The organism is Cupriavidus sp. GW823-FHT06D04 (genome assembly GCF_058795055.1).
On record NZ_JBXAHL010000029.1, the window covers coordinates 78725 to 100079 of the forward strand.

At 61.7% G+C, this 21355-nt stretch carries 18 protein-coding genes and 2 pseudogenes; 11 read left to right on the forward strand and 9 right to left on the reverse strand.

Annotated features, from left to right (window positions below; genetic code table 11):
* Positions 1 to 166 precede the first annotated feature (166 nt).
* A complete protein-coding gene (locus AC1Q7H_RS28310) occupies positions 167 to 385 on the reverse strand; it encodes a hypothetical protein (RefSeq protein ID WP_153956445.1) in 219 nt (72 codons plus the stop codon).
* A gap of 183 nt (positions 386 to 568) precedes the next feature.
* Here AC1Q7H_RS28310 and AC1Q7H_RS28315 point away from each other — a divergent pair, with 183 nt between their 5' ends.
* From AC1Q7H_RS28315 to AC1Q7H_RS28330, 4 genes are all read left to right on the forward strand, one after another.
* Positions 569 to 898 (forward strand): PadR family transcriptional regulator, encoded by a 330-nt coding sequence (locus AC1Q7H_RS28315; protein WP_153956444.1) that lies wholly within the window; start codon positions 569 to 571, stop codon positions 896 to 898.
* Between the two features lie 36 nt (positions 899 to 934).
* Positions 935 to 2164, forward strand: coding sequence for a chromate efflux transporter (gene chrA, locus AC1Q7H_RS28320; RefSeq protein WP_492382005.1), 1230 nt, complete (start codon positions 935 to 937; stop codon positions 2162 to 2164).
* Between the two features lie 121 nt (positions 2165 to 2285).
* Positions 2286 to 2825: a multicopper oxidase domain-containing protein gene (locus AC1Q7H_RS28325; RefSeq protein ID WP_228772723.1), complete on the forward strand. Its 540-nt coding sequence runs from the start codon at positions 2286 to 2288 to the stop codon at positions 2823 to 2825.
* Positions 2810 to 3649: a multicopper oxidase domain-containing protein gene (locus tag AC1Q7H_RS28330; protein WP_492382006.1), complete on the forward strand. Its 840-nt coding sequence runs from the start codon at positions 2810 to 2812 to the stop codon at positions 3647 to 3649. Before AC1Q7H_RS28325 ends, AC1Q7H_RS28330 begins: the two co-directional genes overlap by 16 nt.
* Before the next feature lie 700 nt (positions 3650 to 4349).
* Here the strand turns inward: AC1Q7H_RS28330 and AC1Q7H_RS28335 are convergent.
* From AC1Q7H_RS28335 to AC1Q7H_RS28345, 3 genes are all read right to left on the reverse strand, one after another.
* Positions 4350 to 4928 carry a phasin family protein gene (locus AC1Q7H_RS28335; protein WP_249678854.1) on the reverse strand — a complete coding sequence of 193 codons (579 nt, stop codon included), beginning with the start codon at positions 4926 to 4928 and terminating at the stop codon, positions 4350 to 4352.
* Positions 4929 to 5007: 79 nt separating this feature from the next.
* Positions 5008 to 5751 (reverse strand): acetoacetyl-CoA reductase, encoded by a 744-nt coding sequence (phbB, locus tag AC1Q7H_RS28340; protein WP_492382007.1) that lies wholly within the window; start codon positions 5749 to 5751, stop codon positions 5008 to 5010.
* A gap of 229 nt (positions 5752 to 5980) precedes the next feature.
* A complete protein-coding gene (locus tag AC1Q7H_RS28345; protein WP_249678853.1) occupies positions 5981 to 6241 on the reverse strand; it encodes an XRE family transcriptional regulator in 261 nt (86 codons plus the stop codon).
* A gap of 527 nt (positions 6242 to 6768) precedes the next feature.
* Between AC1Q7H_RS28345 and AC1Q7H_RS28350 the strand changes: the two are divergent.
* A pseudogene (locus AC1Q7H_RS28350) lies at positions 6769 to 6903 on the forward strand (oxidoreductase); the annotation flags it as partial.
* Between the two features lie 633 nt (positions 6904 to 7536).
* On the opposite strand, the gene AC1Q7H_RS28355 reads toward AC1Q7H_RS28350, so the two are convergent.
* On the reverse strand, positions 7537 to 8574 hold the full coding sequence (locus AC1Q7H_RS28355) for a nucleotidyl transferase AbiEii/AbiGii toxin family protein (protein ID WP_492382008.1): 1038 nt from the start codon (positions 8572 to 8574) through the stop codon (positions 7537 to 7539).
* Positions 8567 to 9196, reverse strand: a complete 630-nt coding sequence (locus AC1Q7H_RS28360; RefSeq protein ID WP_228772720.1) for a DUF6088 family protein — start codon at positions 9194 to 9196, stop codon at positions 8567 to 8569. Before AC1Q7H_RS28360 ends, AC1Q7H_RS28355 begins: the two co-directional genes overlap by 8 nt.
* A 257-nt stretch (positions 9197 to 9453) precedes the next feature.
* Here AC1Q7H_RS28360 and imuA point away from each other — a divergent pair.
* From imuA to AC1Q7H_RS28375, 3 genes and pseudogenes are all read left to right on the forward strand, one after another.
* Positions 9454 to 10160, forward strand: a pseudogene (gene imuA, locus AC1Q7H_RS28365) (translesion DNA synthesis-associated protein ImuA).
* Positions 10087 to 11550, forward strand: coding sequence for a Y-family DNA polymerase (locus AC1Q7H_RS28370; protein ID WP_492382009.1), 1464 nt, complete (start codon positions 10087 to 10089; stop codon positions 11548 to 11550). The pseudogene imuA and the gene AC1Q7H_RS28370 overlap by 74 nt, the downstream one beginning before the upstream one ends.
* Positions 11551 to 11554: 4 nt before the next feature.
* Positions 11555 to 14704, forward strand: coding sequence for an error-prone DNA polymerase (locus AC1Q7H_RS28375; RefSeq protein ID WP_153956438.1), 3150 nt, complete (start codon positions 11555 to 11557; stop codon positions 14702 to 14704).
* Between the two features lie 20 nt (positions 14705 to 14724).
* On the opposite strand, the gene AC1Q7H_RS28380 is transcribed toward AC1Q7H_RS28375, so the two are convergent.
* Complete coding sequence (locus AC1Q7H_RS28380) at positions 14725 to 15171, reverse strand: zinc-finger-containing protein (RefSeq protein WP_153956437.1); 447 nt, start codon at positions 15169 to 15171, stop codon at positions 14725 to 14727.
* Between the two features lie 69 nt (positions 15172 to 15240).
* Positions 15241 to 16206: an SOS response-associated peptidase family protein gene (locus AC1Q7H_RS28385; RefSeq protein ID WP_492382010.1), complete on the reverse strand. Its 966-nt coding sequence runs from the start codon at positions 16204 to 16206 to the stop codon at positions 15241 to 15243.
* Positions 16207 to 16547: 341 nt separating this feature from the next.
* Between AC1Q7H_RS28385 and ligD the strand changes: the two genes are divergently transcribed.
* The 3 genes from ligD to AC1Q7H_RS28400 are packed head-to-tail and all read left to right on the forward strand — an operon-like array spanning position 16548 to position 20786.
* On the forward strand, positions 16548 to 19049 hold the full coding sequence (gene ligD / locus AC1Q7H_RS28390; protein ID WP_492382011.1) for a DNA ligase D: 2502 nt from the start codon (positions 16548 to 16550) through the stop codon (positions 19047 to 19049).
* 31 nt (positions 19050 to 19080) lie between these two features.
* The gene (gene ku / locus AC1Q7H_RS28395; protein ID WP_492382012.1) at positions 19081 to 19974 is read left to right on the forward strand and encodes a non-homologous end joining protein Ku; all 894 of its coding nucleotides are present in this window, start codon (positions 19081 to 19083) and stop codon (positions 19972 to 19974) included.
* Entirely contained in the window at positions 19971 to 20786 is an 816-nt protein-coding gene (locus tag AC1Q7H_RS28400; protein ID WP_013954363.1) for a tetratricopeptide repeat protein, read from the forward strand. The genes ku and AC1Q7H_RS28400 overlap by 4 nt, the downstream gene beginning before the upstream one ends.
* 43 nt (positions 20787 to 20829) lie before the next feature.
* Here the strand turns inward: AC1Q7H_RS28400 and AC1Q7H_RS28405 are convergent, their stop codons facing one another.
* Complete coding sequence (locus AC1Q7H_RS28405; protein WP_153956433.1) at positions 20830 to 20997, reverse strand: hypothetical protein; 168 nt, start codon at positions 20995 to 20997, stop codon at positions 20830 to 20832.
* Between the last annotated feature and the right edge of the window lie 358 nt (positions 20998 to 21355).

The window sequence follows — 21355 nt, forward strand, 5'->3', positions numbered from 1 at the left end:
TGGCAGAGGCGCACAAGGGAGCAAATTCGCATCGCAGATGCTTGTGAATTAGCGCTTTGATGTAAAGACCAGTTTCTCTGCGTCGCATAATCCGCTGCGTTGCTGCGCGCGAGTGCCAACTCAGTCGCAGTCTCGTCCGCGGCCGTTCTTCTTCGACTTATGGTGGCTACTGCCAACCAGGCTCGCTCCGCTGTTCAAAGTGCTCATACGCGGCCACCAAGCCGTTCAGCACTTCCGCGGACGTTTCGAACAACGCTTTCGCCTTTGGATCGTCGACCCGCGCGACATCCATGCGCATATGTTGCAGGGTGTCGTTCAGCATTGCCTTGATCTTAAGTGCGTGATGCCGAGGATCTGTGTCCGGATACTGCTTTTGGTCTGCCATTTCGGTGCTCCTAAAGTAACTTCAGTTTCAGACAACTCCATGACTTCGTTCTACGCCAGGCGGTCGGCAATCGATGTCGGGTTCACGCTGACATCGGCTACTCGTCCGTAACCTGGCTGGCCGGTGAAGTGTCATAAAAGAAGCGTATGATTGCGTTCATAATCGAAATTCGATATCGCTCGGATGCCTAGGACCGCCTCGGACGTCCGAGACCTCTACGCAGGCTTGATTCGCCTCCATGTTCTGCACCATGCAGCGCGTGAGCCCATCTATGGCTTGGCCATGATGGAGGAGCTCACAAGGCACGGCTACAAGCTGAGTCCGGGCACCCTGTATCCGCTCCTGCACGGATTGGAGAAAAAGGGTTACTTGAAGTCAACAATGGAACGCGATGGCCGAAGTGGTCGTCGTGTCTATCGCATTACCGCTGTCGGGCGACGAGCGTTGTCAGCTGGCAAGGTCAAGGTCCGAGAACTTTTTGGTGAGCTGTTCGAGGACCAAGAACACAACTAAGGCAGAAGTAGCCGTTCACATCAGAGTCGCCCGTCCATGGAATCCAAAGGCATAACAACGGTCATACGCCCCAGCGCTGCCGTTGAAGTTCTTGCAGTCTTTCTTAAGCTGGGCTTAACGTCATTCGGTGGCCCGGTCGCGCACATTGGATACTTTCGACGGGAGTTTGTTGAACGCCGCCGCTGGCTTGATGATGAGGCATTCACCGATCTCGTCGGACTGTGCCAGTTTCTGCCGGGGCCTGCCAGCAGCCAGGTCGGGTTTTCAATCGGGCTACTCCGGGCTGGCTGGCTCGGCGCACTTGCCGCTTGGTGTGGATTTACCCTTCCCTCCGTCTTCTTGTTGCTGGCCTTTGCCGTCATAGCACCAAGCCTCGGCGGACCGGTCGGCACAGGTCTGATCCATGGCCTGAAGCTGGTTGCGGTCGCGGTAGCGGCTCAGGCCGTGTGGGACATGGCCAGGCGCCTCTGCCCGGACTACCGACGTGCCGCCATCGCGCTCGCCTCGCTGGCGATGCTCAGTGTCTTGACCACGGTCTATGCTCAACTTCTGGTCATCGCCCTGGGGGCCCTGTTCGGACTGTTGCTGTGTCAGCCGGACCGCACCGCACAGGCGGCCAGCCGACAGGCGCATGCAGAGGAATTTCGCGTGTCGCGTGTCACGGGAGCCATGGCGCTGGCGCTGTTCTGCGTGCTGCTCTTTGGTCTTCCTTTGCTGGCGGCGGACACGGGCCGGGCCATTCAGGTCTTCGATGCGTTCTACCGTTCCGGCGCACTGGTGTTCGGCGGCGGCCACGTGGTGCTGCCGCTGCTGCAACAGCAAACGCTCGCCACCGGGTGGGTAACACCGAATGACTTTCTCGCCGGCTACGGTGCCGCACAAGCCGTGCCTGGCCCGCTGTTCACGTTCGCTGGATTCCTCGGCTGGATGCTGGCGGGAGCACCCAATCACTGGGCGGGTGCTGCCCTGGCGACGCTGGGGATCTTTTTGCCGGGCTTCTTGCTCGTAGTTGCAGCGTTGCCGTACTGGCAGGCACTGCGGGCACGTTCCTCCATGGTTGCTTTGCTCAGCGGGGTCAATGCAGCGGTAGTCGGACTGCTTGCGGCCGCACTGTATTCGCCGGTCTGGACCAGCGCGATACTCTCTCAACTGGATTTCGCGATTGCCACGGTCTGCTTCTTCCTGCTGGTTCGCTGGAAGATCCCACCGCTCGCGGTCGTTGTCGTGTGCGCGCTTGCCGGTATTGCACAAGGGCTGCTGCATTAGAGATACGCCATCATCCTAGCCACTCCGGCGTAGCCATTGTGCCGGCGGGATTGGCTGATCGTGCTCTCATCCAATACGGCAGCGCCACCAGGCGCAAGGCGATCGCCTTGAAGGAGGCCGTATGCCGATGGATCGTCGTGGATTTCTCAGGCTGAGCAGCGCGGCTGCCCTGGGCAAGGCTGTCGCCGGCGTCGCCCATGGCGCCGCGCCGCCCGCCGCAGCCACCGCCGCCGCATCGGGCTCGGACAAGGCCGATTATGAACTGCGGATCGGTCGCAGCCTAGTCGAACTGGCCCCCGACAACATTGTTTCGACGAAGACCTATAACGGTCAATTTCCTGGTCCGCTGCTTCGCTTCAAGCAAGGTCAGTCGGTAACGGTCGATGTCTACAACGACACGGAGACGCCGGAGCAGTTGCATTGGCATGGGCAATTTTTGCCTGTGGATGTCGACTGTGCCGCCGAGGAAGGGACCCCGTACATCCCTGCCGGCGGCATGCGACGACTGTCATTCGTCCCGGGCCCCAGTGGCTTTCACACGCATGTGGTCGCGGGCGCAGATCTCGCAAATGGGCAATACACGGGTCTCGTAGGGCCCGTGTATATCGATCCCAGGAGCGAGCCGGGGAGCGCGGCGAGTCGTCAATGCAGGCATCGTTGAAGCAGGGGCAGCCGAAAGGCTACGAGGTGAGCTACCGCAGCTCTGCCATCAACGGCCGCGCCCTGGGACATGGCGACCCGATCCGGGTCAGGGCCGGAGAACGGGTTTTGTTCCACATACTCAACGGCAGCGCTACCGAGAACCGCAGCCTGGTATTACCGGGCCACACATTCAAGGTGATCGCGCTAGACGGCAATCCCGTTCCTCGCCCAGCCGAGGTGCCCGTTCTCTGGCTTGGAACGGCTGAGCGGATCAGTGCAATCGTCGACATGAAGCAGCCTGGCGTTTGGGTAATGGGTGATCTCGACGATGACGATCGCTCACGGGGTATGGGCATCGTCGTAGAATACGCAGGGCACCGCGGCAAACGGCGTTGGGTCAAGCCCAAGCCATTCCATTGGGACTACCGCCGCTTTGCGCTGCCCAGACGGACAACCAGCGCGCCCAATGAGACAATCGAGATGACGTTCGCGAAGCAGAACGCTGCAGACCATGGCTTCAATCGTTGGACAATCAATGACGTTGCATTTGACATGCATGCGATGAAGCCAATGTTTTACCTTCAGCGTGGAAGGCGCGACAGACTGTGGATGCATAACGCCAGCGACGACATACACCCGATGCATCTGCATCGCCATAGCTTCGAAATCGTCAGCGTGGCGGGACAGCCGACAGCGGGAATCATCAAGGATGTTGCAATGCTTGGCAGCTACCAGACCATGGAGGTGGATTTCACCGCCGACCAATCTGGTCTTTCTTTTTTCCACTGCCATATGCAGTTGCACATGGACTTCGGCTTCATGGCGCTGTTCGATTGCTCTTGATGCGGCTACGAGTCAATGTCGTCGCTTGCCCAGTTGGCAGCCATGCCAACGTCGGCCACGTTGCCGATTTCGGCCGCTTAAATGCGCCGGTGTCAGTGGCCGGATTGTCGCGAAAAGCCTTTCGGAGGCGGCGATGCCGCTTGACGAGATAATTTCATGAACGTGAAATTACGGATTGGGTACCGCTCATCTGCCTCTGTCGCGTGTCCAGGTCGACAAAGCGGGGACGAACCATGCCTAATTGCCTCGGCGCTTTGCTGTGGACAGCCCGGCAGCTTCACGCAAGCAGCGTGAACTGCTGGACTGATCGGACGCTCTCCGACTCAAGACTCCCTGCAACGAGCGCGTGGCGGCTCGTCAGCATCCGCCGCGTCCGCGGGACTGTGCCGATTCTGCAGGCGGTGATGCATCGTCTCGCAGCGGATCAACATCATCGCCGCGGGTTCCTCATCCGCGCCGTCAGGTTCCGCGGCGACTCGCAGATAGACTTGCCGTGAGACAGCGGCGATGATCACAATGATGGCGCCGACGCCGAGTGCTCGGACGGCGTTGCGCAGGTATGGCGCCATGGCGAAATTACAGTGGATAAGCAAGAGGCGATGGGAGCCCCACCCGGTGCTGCACCGGCTCCACGCGCCTCGGCAAGAAGAAGCAGCCCGGCCGAGGGCAGGCCGGGCTTCAGAGGATCGCTGCAGCGGGATCAGACGGAAGCCGAAGTCTTCTTCGAGGCGGCACGAGCCGTCACGCCGACCTGCTGTGCGGCATTCGTTGCCACAGTGGCGACGGCCTGGATATTGGATTCAGCAATTACCACGGCCTGCGTCGCGGCCTTCTCCACCGACTCATAGGCATTGTCGGCGGCAGCAATAGCCGACTTCACGATCGCCACGGCCGATTCCGTGCCGGCCGGCGCATTCTTGGCGAGGTTGTCGACACTCTCTCGCAGTTTCTGTGAGCCCTCAGTCAGCATGGCCTTTGCCACTTTGGCGAGCTCTTTCTGTGTTTCCAATGTGATCTCATAGACTTGGCGGGCGTATGCCATGGCCTTCTCGCCAGCCGGCTGCACCAGCGACACGTGAACCTCGAGAAATTCCCGCGGCTCTTTGGCAGAGAGCGCGCGCCTAACGCCGTCCAGATTTTCCGTCAGAGCCGCTTTCGCAACCTGCATATTCAGCTCAACGAGCTTCTCATAGCCTTCGATGGCCTTGGATGTCAGGCTGCACAGGGATTCGAGGTTGGATTGATGTACCGCCAAAATTTGTTCTTGAGTAAGGATCACGCTGCTCTCCGATGGTGAATGATGTCGCAAAATAAGGGGGGCACGGTGTCGCTAATGAACCATGTCCCGCCCCCCTCGGTTATTGCATGTGCTGCCCGCCGTTGATCGCAATGTTGGATCCGGTCACGTAGGCCGCATCCTCGGAGCACAGATAGGCAACCAGGGCTGCCACTTCCTCGGGCTTGCCAAGGCGCCCCACCGGAATCTGAGGCAGGATCTTGGTATCCATGACCTCCTGCGGCACAGCGGTGACCATCTTGGTCGCCAGGTAACCCGGAGAGATCGTGTTGACCGTCACCCCCTTGCGAGCCACCTCCAGCGCGAGCGACTTCGTGAACCCGTGCATACCCGCCTTCGCGGCCGCATAGTTCGTTTGCCCGAACGCACCCTTCGAACCATTGATGGACGAGATATTGATGATGCGCCCCCAGCCCCGCTCCACCATGCCTTCGCACAGAGGCTTGGTCACGTTGAACACCGAATCCAGGTTGGTGCGAATCACAGCGTCCCAGTTGACCTTGTCCATCTTCTTGAAGGCCATGTCGCGGGTAATGCCGGCGTTATTCACCAGGATGTCGACCTGCCCGATCTCGGCAAGAATCTTTGCCACCGTTGCCTGGCAGGCATCATAGTCCGCAACGTCCATCGCGTACGCACAGAAATTGCGGCCGGCAGCTTCCATGGTGGCGAGCCAGCTTTGCACATGCGGGTTCCCTGGCGTATGAGTCACGACCACGTCGTAGCCGGCGTCGTGCAGCCTGAGGCTGATGGCCTCCCCCAAACCGCCCATACCGCCAGTCACCAATGCAATGCGTTTCGTCATCCTGCGTGTCTCTCACAAAGTTAATTTGACCCCTTTCTTCCAGTCGTCCCGATTCTGTGTTCGGCTTTCGATCACTACTACCACGTATGCACGTGGCGCCAACAAATAACGCTGCCGCGCCAGAGTAGCGCGGTGATTTTTCCGTTCTGTGTCATTCGACTATCTGGGGCACTGAAGGCTAGATACCGGCGTAACCGGACAACCCTCTTTTTGGGTGATGGCGCTGCAATCACCACAGCCGGGAGGTAAGGCGCGCGAGCCAACCGCGCAACTCATCTGCGCCGATGTCTTGAAACTTACCGCAGAGAACCAGCGCGAGATCCGACTGAAGCGTCCCGAGCATGGCTGCAGCGTCGGACAAGTTAATGCCCGCGGCTCTCATGCATACCGTCATGTCCTTCACGATTTCCGCTTTTAACGGAATTTCCTCGGCGTCCGCAAAGCCAAGCTGCGCGTAGACATTGGTCGTTCCATACTCGAATCGAAACACGGGCCCTTTTACCTTGTTGTTTTGAACTTGGCCCCGGAGCGTCGCTGCGCTCGTAGGGTGCCGGTTGAGGGCAGGATTATTGGTGCATACATTCGATAAGACAATCGGGGAAACACTAAGACGCTTATGGCCACAGGTAGCCCACGGATCCAAAGCGATTTCATCATCTCGTAACATGGACAAGGTGCTGGAGGCAGCCTACCTGGTCGGGCTAACCATCCAGAATGCGTGGAGGGCTCTACGTGACCTGGTCGCGACCTGCGCTGGCCAGCCAGCGAGGGCGACCTCACCGCCCACTGAGGGTCAAGGCCATGTGAAAACGTCCAGCCCCCAGGGTTCTTCGGGGGCTCCTTGCGCCAAATTCTGCGATCGCTAGCTCACACAATCAAACTCCAGATCACCCCTGGCAGACTAGAGGGGGATCATAAAAAAGAATCCCGTCCCCACCTGGGACCTCTAAACCCTCGGTCTATTCTGGCAGGCCGAGGGATTTTTCTGTTCCCAACACCGCCCACAGCCAGAATATCGTGACCCCGCAAGGAGTTGACTATGCCGACATCCCGGGCATCTGGTCAGCCGAACAAGTGGCTGGCTGGAAGCGAGTCACCGATGCCGTGCACGCCGCCGGTGGACGCATCGTCCTGAGCATAGGCGCGCTTGGGGCATACCAGGCTGACGTGGCCGCCGGCCGCGATCGCGCTAGGTGCCACCGGCAGTTCGCTAAACCGCTCGAGATATGGCAGCGGAGAGGGGTCGGGAAGGAGACAACTCCAGCAGGAGGGATATCGGCTTGAACTGTGGGAGATGACACTCAGAAGATCAGTTTGGAGAACGCCCTCCTGCCACCGGGTTCCGCGGAGTGCTAAGAAAAGTGCGCGAAGTGGCGCCTGCGGAGCAGTCCAATAAATTCCGTGCTTTGCCCCGGGTTATTGAGCACTTACTCGCTTCTTCTGCAAGCTCTTGAATCACAAGCGTTTTTGGAGCCCAACCGTATCAATCTGCACAAGAAGGACGATTACCCCTACTCGCACGGACGCGTCGCGACGGCTGAATCATATCAAGATGTGATATAAAACCCGCCTCGTAAACGGCGAGAGCTCGGGCCGTGGGCATCCCCTACATTGGGGGATGGAAGCGAAGCATCGCCCGATGGCAATATCATTGCGCTGGTGGTTGCGACCCGCCAGCAGACGCTCCGCCCTCGGCATTTCCACGCCGAGGGCTTTCTTTTTTTGCGGGTCATCGACGACAAGCAGCTAGCGCGGCAGCAAGCCCGCCGACGGTCTTTGCGGTCACTAGCCGTTGATGGTTCGTTCTAGGTTCTCGACCCTTGCAAGAATATCTTCGAACGAAGGCGGGTTCTCATCGAACATCATTGGCGCCATCGCCCGGTAGTCAATGCGCAGGTCCTTGATGCGCGTCGCGTTCGGGATGAGCTGTAAGCTGCCGGGCCGTGCGAGGTCGTAACGGGCCCAGCTCGACCGAAAGAACGTTGCTTTGTGCGTCACGACTTGTGTGAGAAGGCCGAAGTCGGTTGCGGCCTGCTTCCCCTCCTCGGTGTCGGACAGCATGGCGAGGTCGTAATAGTGTCGCGAAAAATACTGTGGTGTCGGCGCCTCCATTGGGCGGTGTGCCTCCGCATGCAATGCAGTGGCCTTCTCCCAGAAAGTACGCCGTGCGGATAGCACCGTCACCGTACAGGTGGAGTCTTCGAAGAAGCTGGGATAGTCCTCCGCCGCGTAAGGGCGAATCACTCGCTGCTCGGTCGGCCACGGATCACCGCGTGCGCCAAGCTCGAGCTTTACCCGCGGGGTGATGTAAGCCATGCCCTCGTATTCGGAGGCCTGTAGTGCGGTCGGGTAATGGAAGTTCACCGTCTGCGCGTCGGCGGGGTCGATCTCCAGGGACCACCGCCCCTGGGTCGGCTCGCCCAGTTGCTCGACGATCGCGGCTCGAAGCGCAGGTAGCAGCTTCTGGGCAATATGGTCCTCGACATCGCCTATCAGGTCTTTGATGAGCTGGTTCGCTTGCTTCCGGCTGACTCCCTCCATTTCGGGATCGCGGTCGCCCGTATAGCCGAGGTCGGCTCGATCGAAGGACAGATCGATATCCTCGGAGAAGCGGCGGATGGCGCCGAACGCCTTGGATAGCGATGTTCCGCCTTTGAAGACGAGGGCCGCAGCGTCATGGCGCTGCAGGCCGAACAGTCGCTTTAACGTCCAGCAGACCCAGAAGTCCTTTTCGATGATCGTATTGGCGACCCCTCGACCGGCGCCAGTTTCGCCAAAGAGAGCGGCTCGATCATCCGCCGGCAGCTTGGCGACTTTATCCATCGATCTCACCCGTTGCCGCGTTAGCAATCGATACGAGGGTCGGTCGCATCCAGGCGGGCGCCTGGATCGCGGTCGATGCGAGCGTCCGCTTGTCGCTGGCCGACAGACGACTCGCTGCGACTCGCACAACGTCCGCTGCACGCACGGACCCCACATGACGGAGCGCCTGAAACACGGTGCCCGCCGCACTGCCCGGAGCAATCAAATGCTTGGGCGAAGCATGCCGCAGATCGACGACGCGCTTGCCGAGCACGACACGGCGAGAGGGGCCGTTGGTCAGATAAGTCGTTTTCGCTGGAACCTGCGTGGTCAGCCCCAGAACATTTGCCGCGCGTGCGCCGGCGATCTGTACTTGAGACCCGGTCTCCCGCGCAAGCGCCTGCGCCACGTCATCAGGCGCCGGGGAAAGCGGGCCAAGCTTCGGGTGAACTTTGGGAAAGTCGTACAGGCCCCGTGCCAAACGACGGAGCTTTCCGCCTTTCGTCAACCGTGAAAGGGCCTGGTCAATGGCTGCCCTACCCCCTACGTCCAGGAAATCACTGGGTGTGAAAACTCCCCCACGCCCGGCAGCGCGGGCGCGCCTCATGATCTGGTCCGGAACGGATGGTGTGGTCGCTTTCATAAGTCAGAAATTAACCTATTTTTTTCTGACATACAAGCGCCGCCGCGCAAGAGTTTGAACGTGTCGTTTGTGGCACATATCGCTTCTGTAAATGCAGCATTATGCACAAATTCTGTGCAATGGCATAATTGCAGTCATGGCTCCCCGACTCAAAACCCTGTCACTCACCGGCGCTCCCATCTGGCGCGGAAACGGCACCCGATTTTGTACAGGTGACCACTGTATAAATATACAGTAGACTGTTAGCAGGAGCCCTCATGCTGACAGTCGCCCCCGAAACCATCCATCCATCACTTTGGCTCGCCTCGCAACTGGCCCGCGGCTACAAGCGCGCGCCGTGTCGACCGGACATCCCTCGCTGGACCGCGAATTGCCCGGCGGCGGCTGGCCGATTGGCGGCCTGACAGAACTGCTCCAGCGCCAGCCCGGGATCGGTGAACTGCGCCTGCTCCGCCCCGCCCTGGCCGCCCGCTGCGGACGCCCGATCGCACTGCTGACGCCACCGCACGCCCCACAAACGCTGGCGCTGGCCAACTGGGGCATCCCGCCGGAGCAACTGCTCTGGGTCGCCGCCGAGCGCACGGCCGACGCCCTGTGGGCAGCCGAGCAGATGCTGCGCGCCGGAACCTGTGGCGTCCTCGTCCTCTGGCAGTCGCACCTGCGCAACGACGCCCTGCGGCGGCTGCATCTGGCCGCTCAATCGTCGGACACGTTGTTCTTCGTCGTGCGCCCGAGCGCCTGCGCACGGGACGCCTCGCCCGCGCCGTTGCGACTGGCGTTGGAGCCGGCCGCCGGCGGCGTTCGGGTCCAGTTCGTCAAGCGCCGCGGGCCGCAGCAGGAGTCGCCATTGCTTCTGACGCTGGAACCCTCCCCCATTCTGCTGTACCGCCATGCTGCGCCTCTGGATCTGCCTGCGCCTGCCGTGCCTGCCGCTCGAAGTCTTCCGGCCGAGCTGGTCCACTGAGCTGGCCGTCGCCGTCATCGAGCGCGAACGCGTGCACTTGGCCTCGCCACTGGCAGTCAGCGCCGGCGTCAGGCTGCAGATGCGCCGCGGCGGCGTGCAGACCATCGCACCCCAGACTATTCTGTACGAGCGGGACACCTGCGCCGAGGCAGCGGCGCAGGCGCGGGTCACCATGGCGATGCTGCAGTATTCGCCGAACGTGGTGGCGGCCGACGAGGCCGCGGTCCTGATCGACGTCAGCACCACGCTTCGGCTCTTTGGCGGACTGCACAAGCTGCGCGGCCGGATGCGGGCGACCGTACAAGCGATGGGATTCAGTGCAGTCGTGGGCTGCGCGCCCACGGCGCAGGGCGCTTGGCTGCTTGCGCGCGTCGGGGGCGGCACCTCGCTTCGGATGCCCTCGCTGCAGCGTCGGATCGCTGGCCTGCCGGTACACGTTCTCCCGGAGGCTCGCCCGTTCGCCGAATGGCTCGATGGCCTCGGCTGCCGCACCCTGGGCGATCTGCGCCGGCTGCCACGCGCCGGCCTGCAGCGACGATGCGGGGGCGACATTGTCGCGGCGCTGGACCGGGCCCACGGCGAAGCCCCGGAAATATTCACCTGGGCCGAGGCGCCGCCCGCCTTCGATGCCGCGGTGGACCTGCCGGACCGTTTGGAGAACGCCGAGGCGGCCCTGGCCTATGCCCGCGGCCTGCTGGTGCAGATGGTGGGCTGGCTGACCGCCCGGCACCTGGCGATCCGCCGCTTTGGCGTCGAACTGCGCCACGAGCGCGGCCGCGCCGCGGTCGCACCCACCAAGCTCGAGATCGCGCTCGCGGAACCCAACTGGCATGAAGAGCATCTGGTTCGCCTGGTGAAGGAGCGGCTGGCACGCCTCACCGTTGAAGCCCCGATGATCGCCGTGGCGGTGTCCGCGCTCGAGACCGAGCCGGTGGCGCCGCCCAGCGGATTGCTCTTCCCCGAGCCCGGCGGCACGCCCGCCGACCATGCGCGCTTGCTGGAACTGCTGGTCGCGCGTCTGGGCGCCGACCACGTGCGCCAGCCCTGCCTGCAGGCCGACTACCGGCCCGAGGTTGCCAACGGCTGGCAACCGGCGACCGAGAAGCCCGGGCGGTCGCCGCTGCCGGCGGCCCTGCCCCGCCCGACCTGGCTGCTCGGTAAGCCCGTCCCGCTGCTCGAGCGCGACCACCGGCCGTTCTACGGCTCACCACTGCATCTCGTGTCACCGCCCGAGCGCATCGAAGCGGGCTGGTGGGGCGGCGAGCTGTTGACGCGCGACTACTACGTGGCCGAGGCGCATGACCACACCTGCTACTGGATCTTCCAGGAACGCATGGGCAGCCGCGAGGGCGATGCGGCGCGCTGGTACCTGCACGGCCTCTTCGGATGACGGGATGCCAGAGATCACCGACCCAGGCCTGCCCGCTTATGCGGAGCTGCACTGCCTGTCCAATTTCACCTTCTTATCAGGCGCCTCGCGTCCCGAAGAGCTTGCCGAGCGCGCCGCGCAACTGGGCTATCACGCACTGGCCATCACCGATGAATGCTCGCTGGCCGGCATCGTGCGGGCGCACATCGAGGCCAAGAAGGCTGGCGTTCGGCTGGTCGTGGGCGCGTCGTTTCGCCTGCAGAATGCCGATGGGTCGCCTGCCCTGTCCTTCGTGGCGCTGGCCCGCAACCGGGAGGGTTACGGCAACCTGTGCGAGCTGATCACGCTTGGGCGCATGCGGGCCGGCAAGGGCTCGTACGTGCTGACGCCGCGGGACCTGGCCATGCCAGAAGCTCCGCAACAACATTTGAAAGGTCTGCCGGACTGTCTGGTGGTCTTCACGCCGGACTACGACACTCCGGCCGAGAAGCTCGACGCCCAGGCCGCCTGGGTCAGCGCCACGTTCGCCGGGCGGGCCTGGATGGGATTGAGTCTGCTCTATCGGCCGATGGATGACATCCACCGCGGCACCGTCGAAGCGGCCGCGGCGCGGCACCACCTGCGCATCGTCGCCACCGGCCAGGTCAACCTGCACGTGCGCTCGCGCAAGCCCTTGCACGACGTGCTGACCGCGGTCCGGGTCGGGCGCCCGGTGTCGGCGTGCGGCTACCACCTGACACCGAATGCCGAGCAGCACCTGCGCTCGCGGCTGCGTCTGGCGAACATCTACCCCCATCGCTACCTCACCGAATCGGTACACATCGCCAACTTGTGCCAATTCTCGCTGGACGAGCTGCGCTACGAATATCCCGACGAACTGGTGCCGGACGGCGTCACGCCAGCGGAATACCTGCGCTCGGAGACCTTTGTCGGTGCGCACCGCCGCTTTCCGCAAGGCATCCCGCTCGCCGTTCAGCAGCAGATCGAGCATGAGCTCGCCCTCATCCGCGAGATGTCGTACGAGTTTTATTTTTTGACGGTTTTTGACATCGTGCGATTCGCGCGTTCTAACGGCATTCTGTGCCAGGGTCGGGGCTCCGCGGCCAACTCGGCCGTTTGCTACTGCCTGGGCATCACCGAGGTCGACCCAGCGCGGGGCAACCTGCTGTTTGAGCGCTTCATCTCCAGGGAGCGCGGCGAGCCGCCCGACATCGATGTCGATTTTGAGCACCAGCGGCGCGAGGAGGTGATCCAGTACCTGTACCGCAAGTATGGGCGCGAGCGCGCCGCCTTGACCGCCGCCGTGTTCACCTATCGCCCGAGGAGCGCGCTGCGCGATACCGGCAAGGCCCTGGGCATCGATCCGGCGATTGTCGACATGGTGGCCAAGTCCCACCACTGGTTCGATAGCAAGGGTGATTTGCTCAAGCGCTTCAACGAGAGCGGCGTGGACCCGGACGCGGAGTTGTCCCAACGGTGGGCCAGCATGGCCGTGGCCCTGCTCGGCTTCCCGCGGCACCTGTCGCAGCACACCGGCGGCTTTGTGCTGTCCCGCGGCAAGCTGTCCCGCCTGGTACCGATCGAGAACGCCGCCATGGCAGACCGCAGCGTGATTCAGTGGGACAAGGATGATCTCGACGCCCTGGGCCTGCTCAAGGTGGACGTGCTGGCGCTGGGCATGCTGTCTGCAATTCGCCGTGCGTTGGACCTGGTGGCGCGGCAGCGTGGCGAGGCCTTTGAGCTGCAGGACATTCCCGCCGAGGATCCCGCCACCTACGACATGATCTGCAAGGCCGACACCGTTGGGGTATTCCAGATCGAGTCCCGGGCCCAGATGTCGATGCTGCCGCGCCTGCGGCCGCGCACGTTCTATGACCTCGTCATCGAAGTGGCGATCGTGCGGCCGGGGCCGGTGCAAGGGGGCATGGTGCATCCCTACCTGCGCCGGCGGCAGGGGTTGGAGCCGGTCAGCTATCCGAGTCTGGAGATGGAGCAAGCCCTGTCCCGGACACTTGGTGTGCCGATCTTCCAGGAACAGGTGATGCAGGTGGCGATGCTGGCGGCCGGCTTCACCGCTGGGGAAGCGGATCAACTGCGTCGCGCCATGGCGGCCTGGAAGCGAAAAGGTGGCTTGGAGCGATACCACGAACGCATTGTGACGGGCATGCTCGAGCGCGGCTACGATCCGGAGTTCGCGGAGAGCATCTTCCGGCAGATCCAGGGCTTTGGCGAGTACGGCTTTCCGGAAAGCCATGCAGCAAGTTTCGCACTTCTCGTCTACGCGAGTGCCTGGCTCAAGTGCCACGAGCCTGCCGCCTTCCTCTGCGCCATGCTGAATAGCCAGCCGATGGGCTTCTACACGCCATCCCAGCTGGTGCAGGACGCAAAGCGCCATGGCGTCACGGTTCTTCCTGCTGATGTGACAGTGAGTGGCTGGGACGCCAGCCTGGAAAGTCACGAAGGCTCGGTGCTGGCCGTACGCCTGGGCCTCTCGCAGCTGAGGGGCATGCGCCGCGAAGCGGCCGAACGCATCGAAACGACACGCGCACTCCGGCCCTTCGCCTCCGTCAAGGATCTCGCTCGCAGAGCGTCGCTAGACCGGCACGATGTCAATGTACTGGCCGCTGGCAATGCGTTGATTGGCCTTACCGGTAGTCGGCGTCAGGCGATGTGGCAGGCGGCCGCAGCAATCCCTGACAAGGATCTGCTGCGGCCCGCGGATCTGGACGAGCCAACACCCGAACTCCCACAGCCAACGGAAGGCGAGGAGATCGTCAGCGACTATCGCTCGCTCGGCCTCACGCTGAACCGCCACCCGCTTGCCCTGCTCCGCCACAAGCTTGCCGCGTTGCGCTTTGTGCCCGCCGATGTGCTTGCCACCTATGCGACGCGGCAGATTGCCCGTGCCTGCGGAATCGTGACCGTACGGCAGCGCCCGAGCACGGCTAACGGGGTGGTGTTCTTGTCGCTGGAGGACGAGACTGGCACCGTCAGCGTCATCGTCTGGCCGTCCGTGATGGAGAAGTACCGACGCGAGGTATTGACTGCCTCCCTGCTCGGTGTCTATGGCCAGTGGCAATGCGAAGGCGAGGTGCGACACCTGATCGCGCAACGCTTTGTCGACTTGTCGCCCATGCTTGGATCCCTGGACACCGCGAGCAGGAATTTCTGCTAACGGTATTCTCGTTGCCCTCATCAGGAAGGCTCTCGCCCACGTGAGGCCTGGAACTCGGCGATGAATTGGATTGCCTGTTCGCACTGATCAAGCGAAAGGGCATGGAGGCTGGGGCTGTCGACTGGAATGTGGAGCGATGCAATCAGCCACTTCATTGCCTTGCCCCGCGCCTCAAAGGCGTTGACACCGTCGCGCCGCATCTTCGCCGTGACCAAAGGCTCGAGGGCATCGTGCAGTCGGCTCTTCTTTTCGCGTAATGCCGCGTCGGCCAACCTTCCAAGCGGGGTGTGTTGCTTGCTTCGCGCACGCACGCCGATCCACGCCTGGCACGGGGAGCAGATCCACACAGGCCCGTGGTCCTCCAAATAGGGGTATGCCTCTTCTCCCACGCGGGCAAGAACCGCCTTCCCGCCGCAGTAATCGCAGAGGGGCTGAGGAGGAGCAGGTATCGGTCGGCCAACACGCATCAATGACCCTGAGTTGCGCAGTGCAGGAAGTGCGAGATTCTACGACATGGAATCGGGACCCTTCGTTCCCTACGCTGCCAGCTGGTGCTCGTAGTAGGGCTGGTTTCGGTCGTCCAGGATTGCATCGAGCGCAGCCAAGTTCTTCGCGCCGGGATTTAACCAGGGTTCCACATGCTCGGGCTTGACTGGCACGATACAACGATCATGCCCTGCGGCCGACACCTCAGCGGGCGGCTCGTCGGTAATGGCAGCGAAGGAATAGAGATCGGCCTCGCCCTCTCCTCTTTTGCTGAACGACCATAGACACGCCACCAGCATGTCCTGCCGCGGCTCGGGCCTGAACTCCAAAACTACGTTCTCTTCCGGCTCGCCAGGCGCCAGCTCTCGCTGCTCCATCCGATGCCGTGCGACATCTTCGTAGAAAGCATTGACGATCATGATGCCGTGTTTATAGCCATATAGCTGTCGCCATGCCTTCTTCAAATTGTCGCGTCTTGCATTGTATGAACCAAGTTTCTGGCGCTCCATCGCCGGCGTCCACCCTGGCAGCCTGCACTGATAGCGCATCGGAATCACAACCCGCTGGCCGTCCTGCACCACCATCACAGGCGCGTAATGCCCCGGGAAAATACGCGAGTCCCGATCCATCAAATCGGCTCGCTGCAGGTCGGCAAGATTGCGCTGTGCCCTCGCGATCTTGTCAGTCGCGATGCGCTGATCGTTCTCCGCCTTCTTCGTCGGCTTGGCTGCCAATGCGCGCTCCGCGGCCGTCAGCCGGGTCTTCTGCTGGAACAGCTCCGTTTCCAACGCTCTCGCCTGATCTTTGTCACCCGCCGCCACAAGGTCGGCGACAGCGCGCTCCTTTTCGCTGGCGGCGGAAAGGAATGCGGCACGCATTGCCTTAGGCAGTTTGGACCAGCCGCCGTCTCTGCGCTTCTCCCAGAAAAGCTCGACAAAATGCTCAAAACTGACGGAGGCCCCGAATTCCCGAACGTACTTTCGATAGCTGGCGTGAATCTGCGCGGAATAGCACATCGCTGTCACCGTGGCGTTATGGCCGAAGAAGCCATTCTAGTGGCGCCGGCCTGACCCTGCAGGGGCACCCCCTTCTTGAAAATGGGTGAGCACGCCGGTTGCACGGCAGGCCTTCCGAGCATACCTGTCAGACGCTGCCTTCTACATCGCATTGAGATAGCGGCCTAGACTGCAGCAATATGGCAACCCGAGGAGCCGACATGTCAATTGTTCATGTGGAGGTGGCGCAGAGGACACTCCCACATTCGACAAGGACGCAGCGATCAGCTCCGGGACGACGCTGGCAAAAAGACTGCAGCCCGAGCTGATCGTCCAAGTAGCGATCCGGATGCGAAACGCCTATGGCAACGACCCCAGGGACGTCAAAGGCTAGAGCTCGCACTGCAGAGCGACTGCCCAACCTCGACCGCTATCGGAAGAAGCGCAACTTCAGCGTCACTTCAGAGCCGGCGGGAACACGACAGCGGCTCCAACAGGCCAATCCGTTACGTTTCGTGGTCCAGAAGCATTGGGCACGGCGGCTGCACTACGACTTCCGGCTTGAACTCGATGGTGCGCTGCTCAGTTGGGCAGTGCCCAAGGGCCCTAGCTACGATCCCAGCGAAAAGCGCATCGCGGTCCATGTGGAGGACCACCCGCTCGACTATGCCAATTTTGAGGGAGAGATCCCGGCCAAACAGTATGGCGCCGGCTCGGTGATCGTCTGGGATCGTGGCGCGTGGGAGCCAATCGGCGATCCGCGTGAAGGTATGGCCGCAGGCAAGTTGCTCTTCGACCTGTATGGAGAAAAGCTGGCAGGCCGTTGGGAACTGGTACGCATCGCCAAGCCCGGTGACCAATCAGAACAGTGGATCCTGGCGCGACCACTGGCAGAGTTCGACGTGTTGGCAGCTTTGCCGGATAGCGTCATCGCAAAGCCACTGGGTACGCTGACTCAGGCGTCGCAGGGCTCAACCGAAATGGCTTCCGATACCGCCATCACGGACGCCCCGCTCGCCCCGTTGCCGGCTAAACTCGGGCCACAGCTTGCGAACCCGGCACCCGCACTTCCGACTGGTACCGGGTGGGTCATCGAAACCAAGTTCGATGGCTACAGAATCTTGGCCAGAATCGAGAATGCCCGAGTGGCGCTTTTTACTCGTAATCGCCATGACTGGACGCGCAAGCTGGGATCCCTGGCGGCGGAGATCGAGAAGCTAGACCTCTCGGAAGGCTGGCTGGATGGCGAGATTGTCGTGCTGCGCGATGGCATGCCAGATTTCAATGCCTTGCAGAACGCCATCGACGGGCATCGCAGCGACGCCATTGTCTACTTCGCCTTCGACCTGCCTTACTGGGAAGGGCGCGACCTGCGCGGCTTGCCGCTGGTGCAACGCCGGGCTAAGCTGGCGGAGCTTGTCGGAGATCGCTCCGAACGCGTGCGCTTTAGCGAGGCCTTCGATGCCCCCCCGGCGCAGATGTTCCAGGCAGCCTGCCAGCTCGGTCTCGAAGGCTTGATGTTCAAGCTGGCGGACGCCTCCTATGTTTCCGCGCGCACGCAGACGTGGCTGAAGGCCAAATGCAAACTGCGTCAGGAGTTTGTGATTGGCGGGTTCTCGGACCGCAGTGGTGCAGTAGCCGAGGTAGGCAAGCTATTGCTTGGCGTGTATGCGGACGGGGAACTCCGTTACGTCGGCGGCGTTGGAACCGGCTGGGACAGCGCGACGGCGACAGAGCTCAGGAGGCGCTTGGCTGCCTTGGAAAGTGAGCGAAGTCCCTTTTCGACGGAGGCGCGTTCCAGCCGGCGATGGGGTGGAGGTCGAGAAGCCGCTGTGCGTTGGGTAAAACCCACCCTCGTTGCAGAAGTCGAGTTTTCCGAGTGGACCTCTGAAGGCCAGGTGCGTCAAGCCTCGTTCAAAGGCCTGCGCGCCGATCATCCTGCTAAGTCGATCCGGCGAGAGGCTATCCAGACTACCGTGACGCCGCACGGCGTGAGGGCCATCAAGGTCACCAATCCGGACCGTGTCATCGACAAATCCACAGGTATCACGAAGGTCGAGCTGGTTCGCTACTACGAGAGCGTGGCGGAGCGGATGCTGCCCCACCTCAAAGATCGGCCGCTATCCTTGGTGCGCGCACCGGATGGCATTGATGCGCCGACGTTCTTTCAGAAGCACGCGGAAACGGCGATGCCCGGCCTCACCGAGCAACCTCAATCCCTTTGGCCCGGCCATGCCGCATTACTCACTGCTGATTCGGCAGAAGCAATCGTCGCCGCTGCCCAGATGAATGCGGTTGAGTTTCATACGTGGAATTCGACGGCCCGCCACATAGCGTGTCCCGACCGAGTCATTTTCGACCTCGATCCTGGCGAAGGGATTGCATGGGAGACGATGGTCGAAGCCGCCATGCTGGTGCGCACGCTGCTGGATGAACTGGGGCTGCAGTCCTGGTTGAAAACGAGCGGCGGCAAGGGGCTGCACGTCGCCGTGCCACTGGCGCCGCAGCGTTCCTACGATGAAGTGAAGGCGTTTTCGCGGGCCGCCGTCAAGCACTTGGCGGTCACCCTGCCCCAGCGCTTCACCGCCCGCTCTGGGGCGGCCAACCGCAAGGGGCGGATTTTCGTGGATTATCTGCGCAACGGCTTCTCGCAAACCACCGCAGCCGCGTTCTCGGCTCGAGCGCGGCCAGGGCTCGGTGTCTCCATGCCGGTGTCCTGGGAGCAGCTTACCAAGCTGAAAAGTGGCGCTCAGTGGACTATCCGCGACGCCCGGGAATACCTCAGTTTCCAAGTGGCGGATCCCTGGCAGTCTTACTGGGAGGCACGCCAAAGTTTGACCGCCGCCATCGAACGATTAAGCTGAATGCTGGCGCATCTGTACTGTGGAGTATCCAATGCCTGCACGATCTCTCGCCTCTTTGTCCCTGTCGTTCGGCCTGGTGTCCATCCCCGTCAAGCTCTACACCGCCACCGAGACAAGTTCTGCCGTGCGCTTTAACTTACTGAGCAAAGACGGCGCGCGGCTGAAACAACAGTACGTTTCCGAGCAGACCCAAAAGGTTGTCGAGCGTGCAGACATGGTGAAGGGCTACGAGTTTGAGAAAGATCGCTTCGTGACGTTCTCCCCCGATGAACTCAAAGCCTTGGAAGAGAGCGCCAGCCACATGGTCGATATCGTTGCGTTCATTCCCGAGCACAGTGTGGATCCTCTGTATTACGACAAGGCGTACTTCATCGCTCCAGATAAGCGCGGCGGTAAGCCGTACAGCCTTCTACGCGAGGCCATGTCGAAGACCGGTCGCTGTGCCATTGCGAAGTGGGCCTCGAAAGGCAAATCGCATATCGTGCAGATCCGACCGGTCGAGGGCGGCCTGGTGTTCCAGCAACTGTTGTTCGCGGATGAAGTCCGCAACATCGCCGAACTGCATATCGAGGAAGTGGCAGTCTCAGATGCGGAGCTAAAGTTGGCGATGCAGCTTATTGAGCAAGCCTCGGAAGGCCAATACGATCCGGCCCAGTACAAGGACGAGGAGAAAGTCAGGATTCTCGCCGCCATCGACGCGAAGATCGCCGGCAAGCAAATCGTATCGCCCGAACCGGTTGAAGTCACCGCTGGCGGGCAGGTCATCGATCTGATGGATGCACTTCGCGCGAGTCTGTCCAAGAAGGGAGCGCCCGCGGGCAGAGCGAAGGCCGCCGAGCCGTCACCTTCCCGCAGAGCCGGTAAGCGGGGCACAGCGCCTTCTGAGCCGACCCCGATCCGACGCAACACCAAAAAGTCGGCATGAACCACGGCGAAGGGCTGACCACGCGCGATTTGGAGACGCGCCTGGGCGCTTCGCGCCGGCTGATCTCCAGTCTGGTAGCGGCCGGCCTGGTCACTCCTGCACGAGGCCCACGCGGTCAGTACGTCTTCTCTTTCCAGGACGTGGTTCTGATTCGCACCGCCGAATCTCTGCACAGATCGAGCGTTGCGCCCGCACGGATTCTGCGGGCGCTGCGTCGTCTCGAACGGCTCACACCGAACCGGCACCTATCGGCGCTGCGAATCTCCGCAAGCAGCGGAAAAATATCGGCATGGGACCGGCACGGCGCGTGGCTTGTCGAGAGCGGCCAACGTCTGATCGAGTTCGGACCGGATGAAGCCGATGTGCGAGTCGTTGATCTAACGCGAACGCGTGCCAACCAAGCGACCGCCGAGGAAGCCTTTGCGCGAGGCTATGCACTTGAACCTGTCGACGCGGATGCGGCTGAAGCGGCGTACCGACGCGCCTTAGAGATCTCGCCAGGAATGCTGAACGCCTACCTGAACCTTGGGTGCATGTTGGCAGACCAAGAACGCTTCGACGAAGCCATCAGGCTCTATGAAGGGGCATTGTCAGTGCTTCCGAACGCGCCGCAGTTGCATTTCAACCTGGGGGTTGCACGCGAGGATGTCGGCGCCCTGCAGTCAGCTCTGGCGGCATATGAACGATGCATCGAACTTGCGCCTGATGATGCCGATGCCCACTACAACGCAGCGCGTTTGCATCAGGAGTTGGGCCACTTCCAGAATGCGCTGCGGCATTTCAACGCATTCCGGAAGCTCGACCGTCCATAAAGCCACAAGTGGGTGGCCGCCGATCAAGCGGTCACCAGCCCTCCTAGAGCGGACAATCGAGCGCGGCCAGCCGCGGCATTGGTGCCACGCCGTCATGAGCGACGGCGATGCCGTTCGGGCGGCATTTCTGGCTGGCCACCCCGTCCAATGGGATGCCTTCCAAAATAACGTTTAGATCACTTATAGAAAGAGATGCGTAGATCATTTTCACGCTTGAAAGTGATGGCTCCACTTTGCCAGTGTGCCGTGGGAGCCTTCTCTCGGGGAAAATGGATGTTAATTTTGGCTTAATTCAGACTTAAGAATTTTTTGCGGCGTCGTATCATGCCTGGGCAGTCCTGCTACCGTCCGCGTCGCCGCCCCCGGTGACGCGGGCTTTTTTTGGGTGAGCGCCCCTTTGTGGACAGGCCGATTGCCTGGCATAGACGACTGGACGATACTGGGCACGGGCAACTCACCAGTTGCCCGATGATTTCTTCATGGACGTTCTGCGGCTCTCAACTACCGGTCGAGACACATTGATGCGCACAGTCTCGTGGAGAGTCGATTGAGTCGTCGTCATTCAAGGG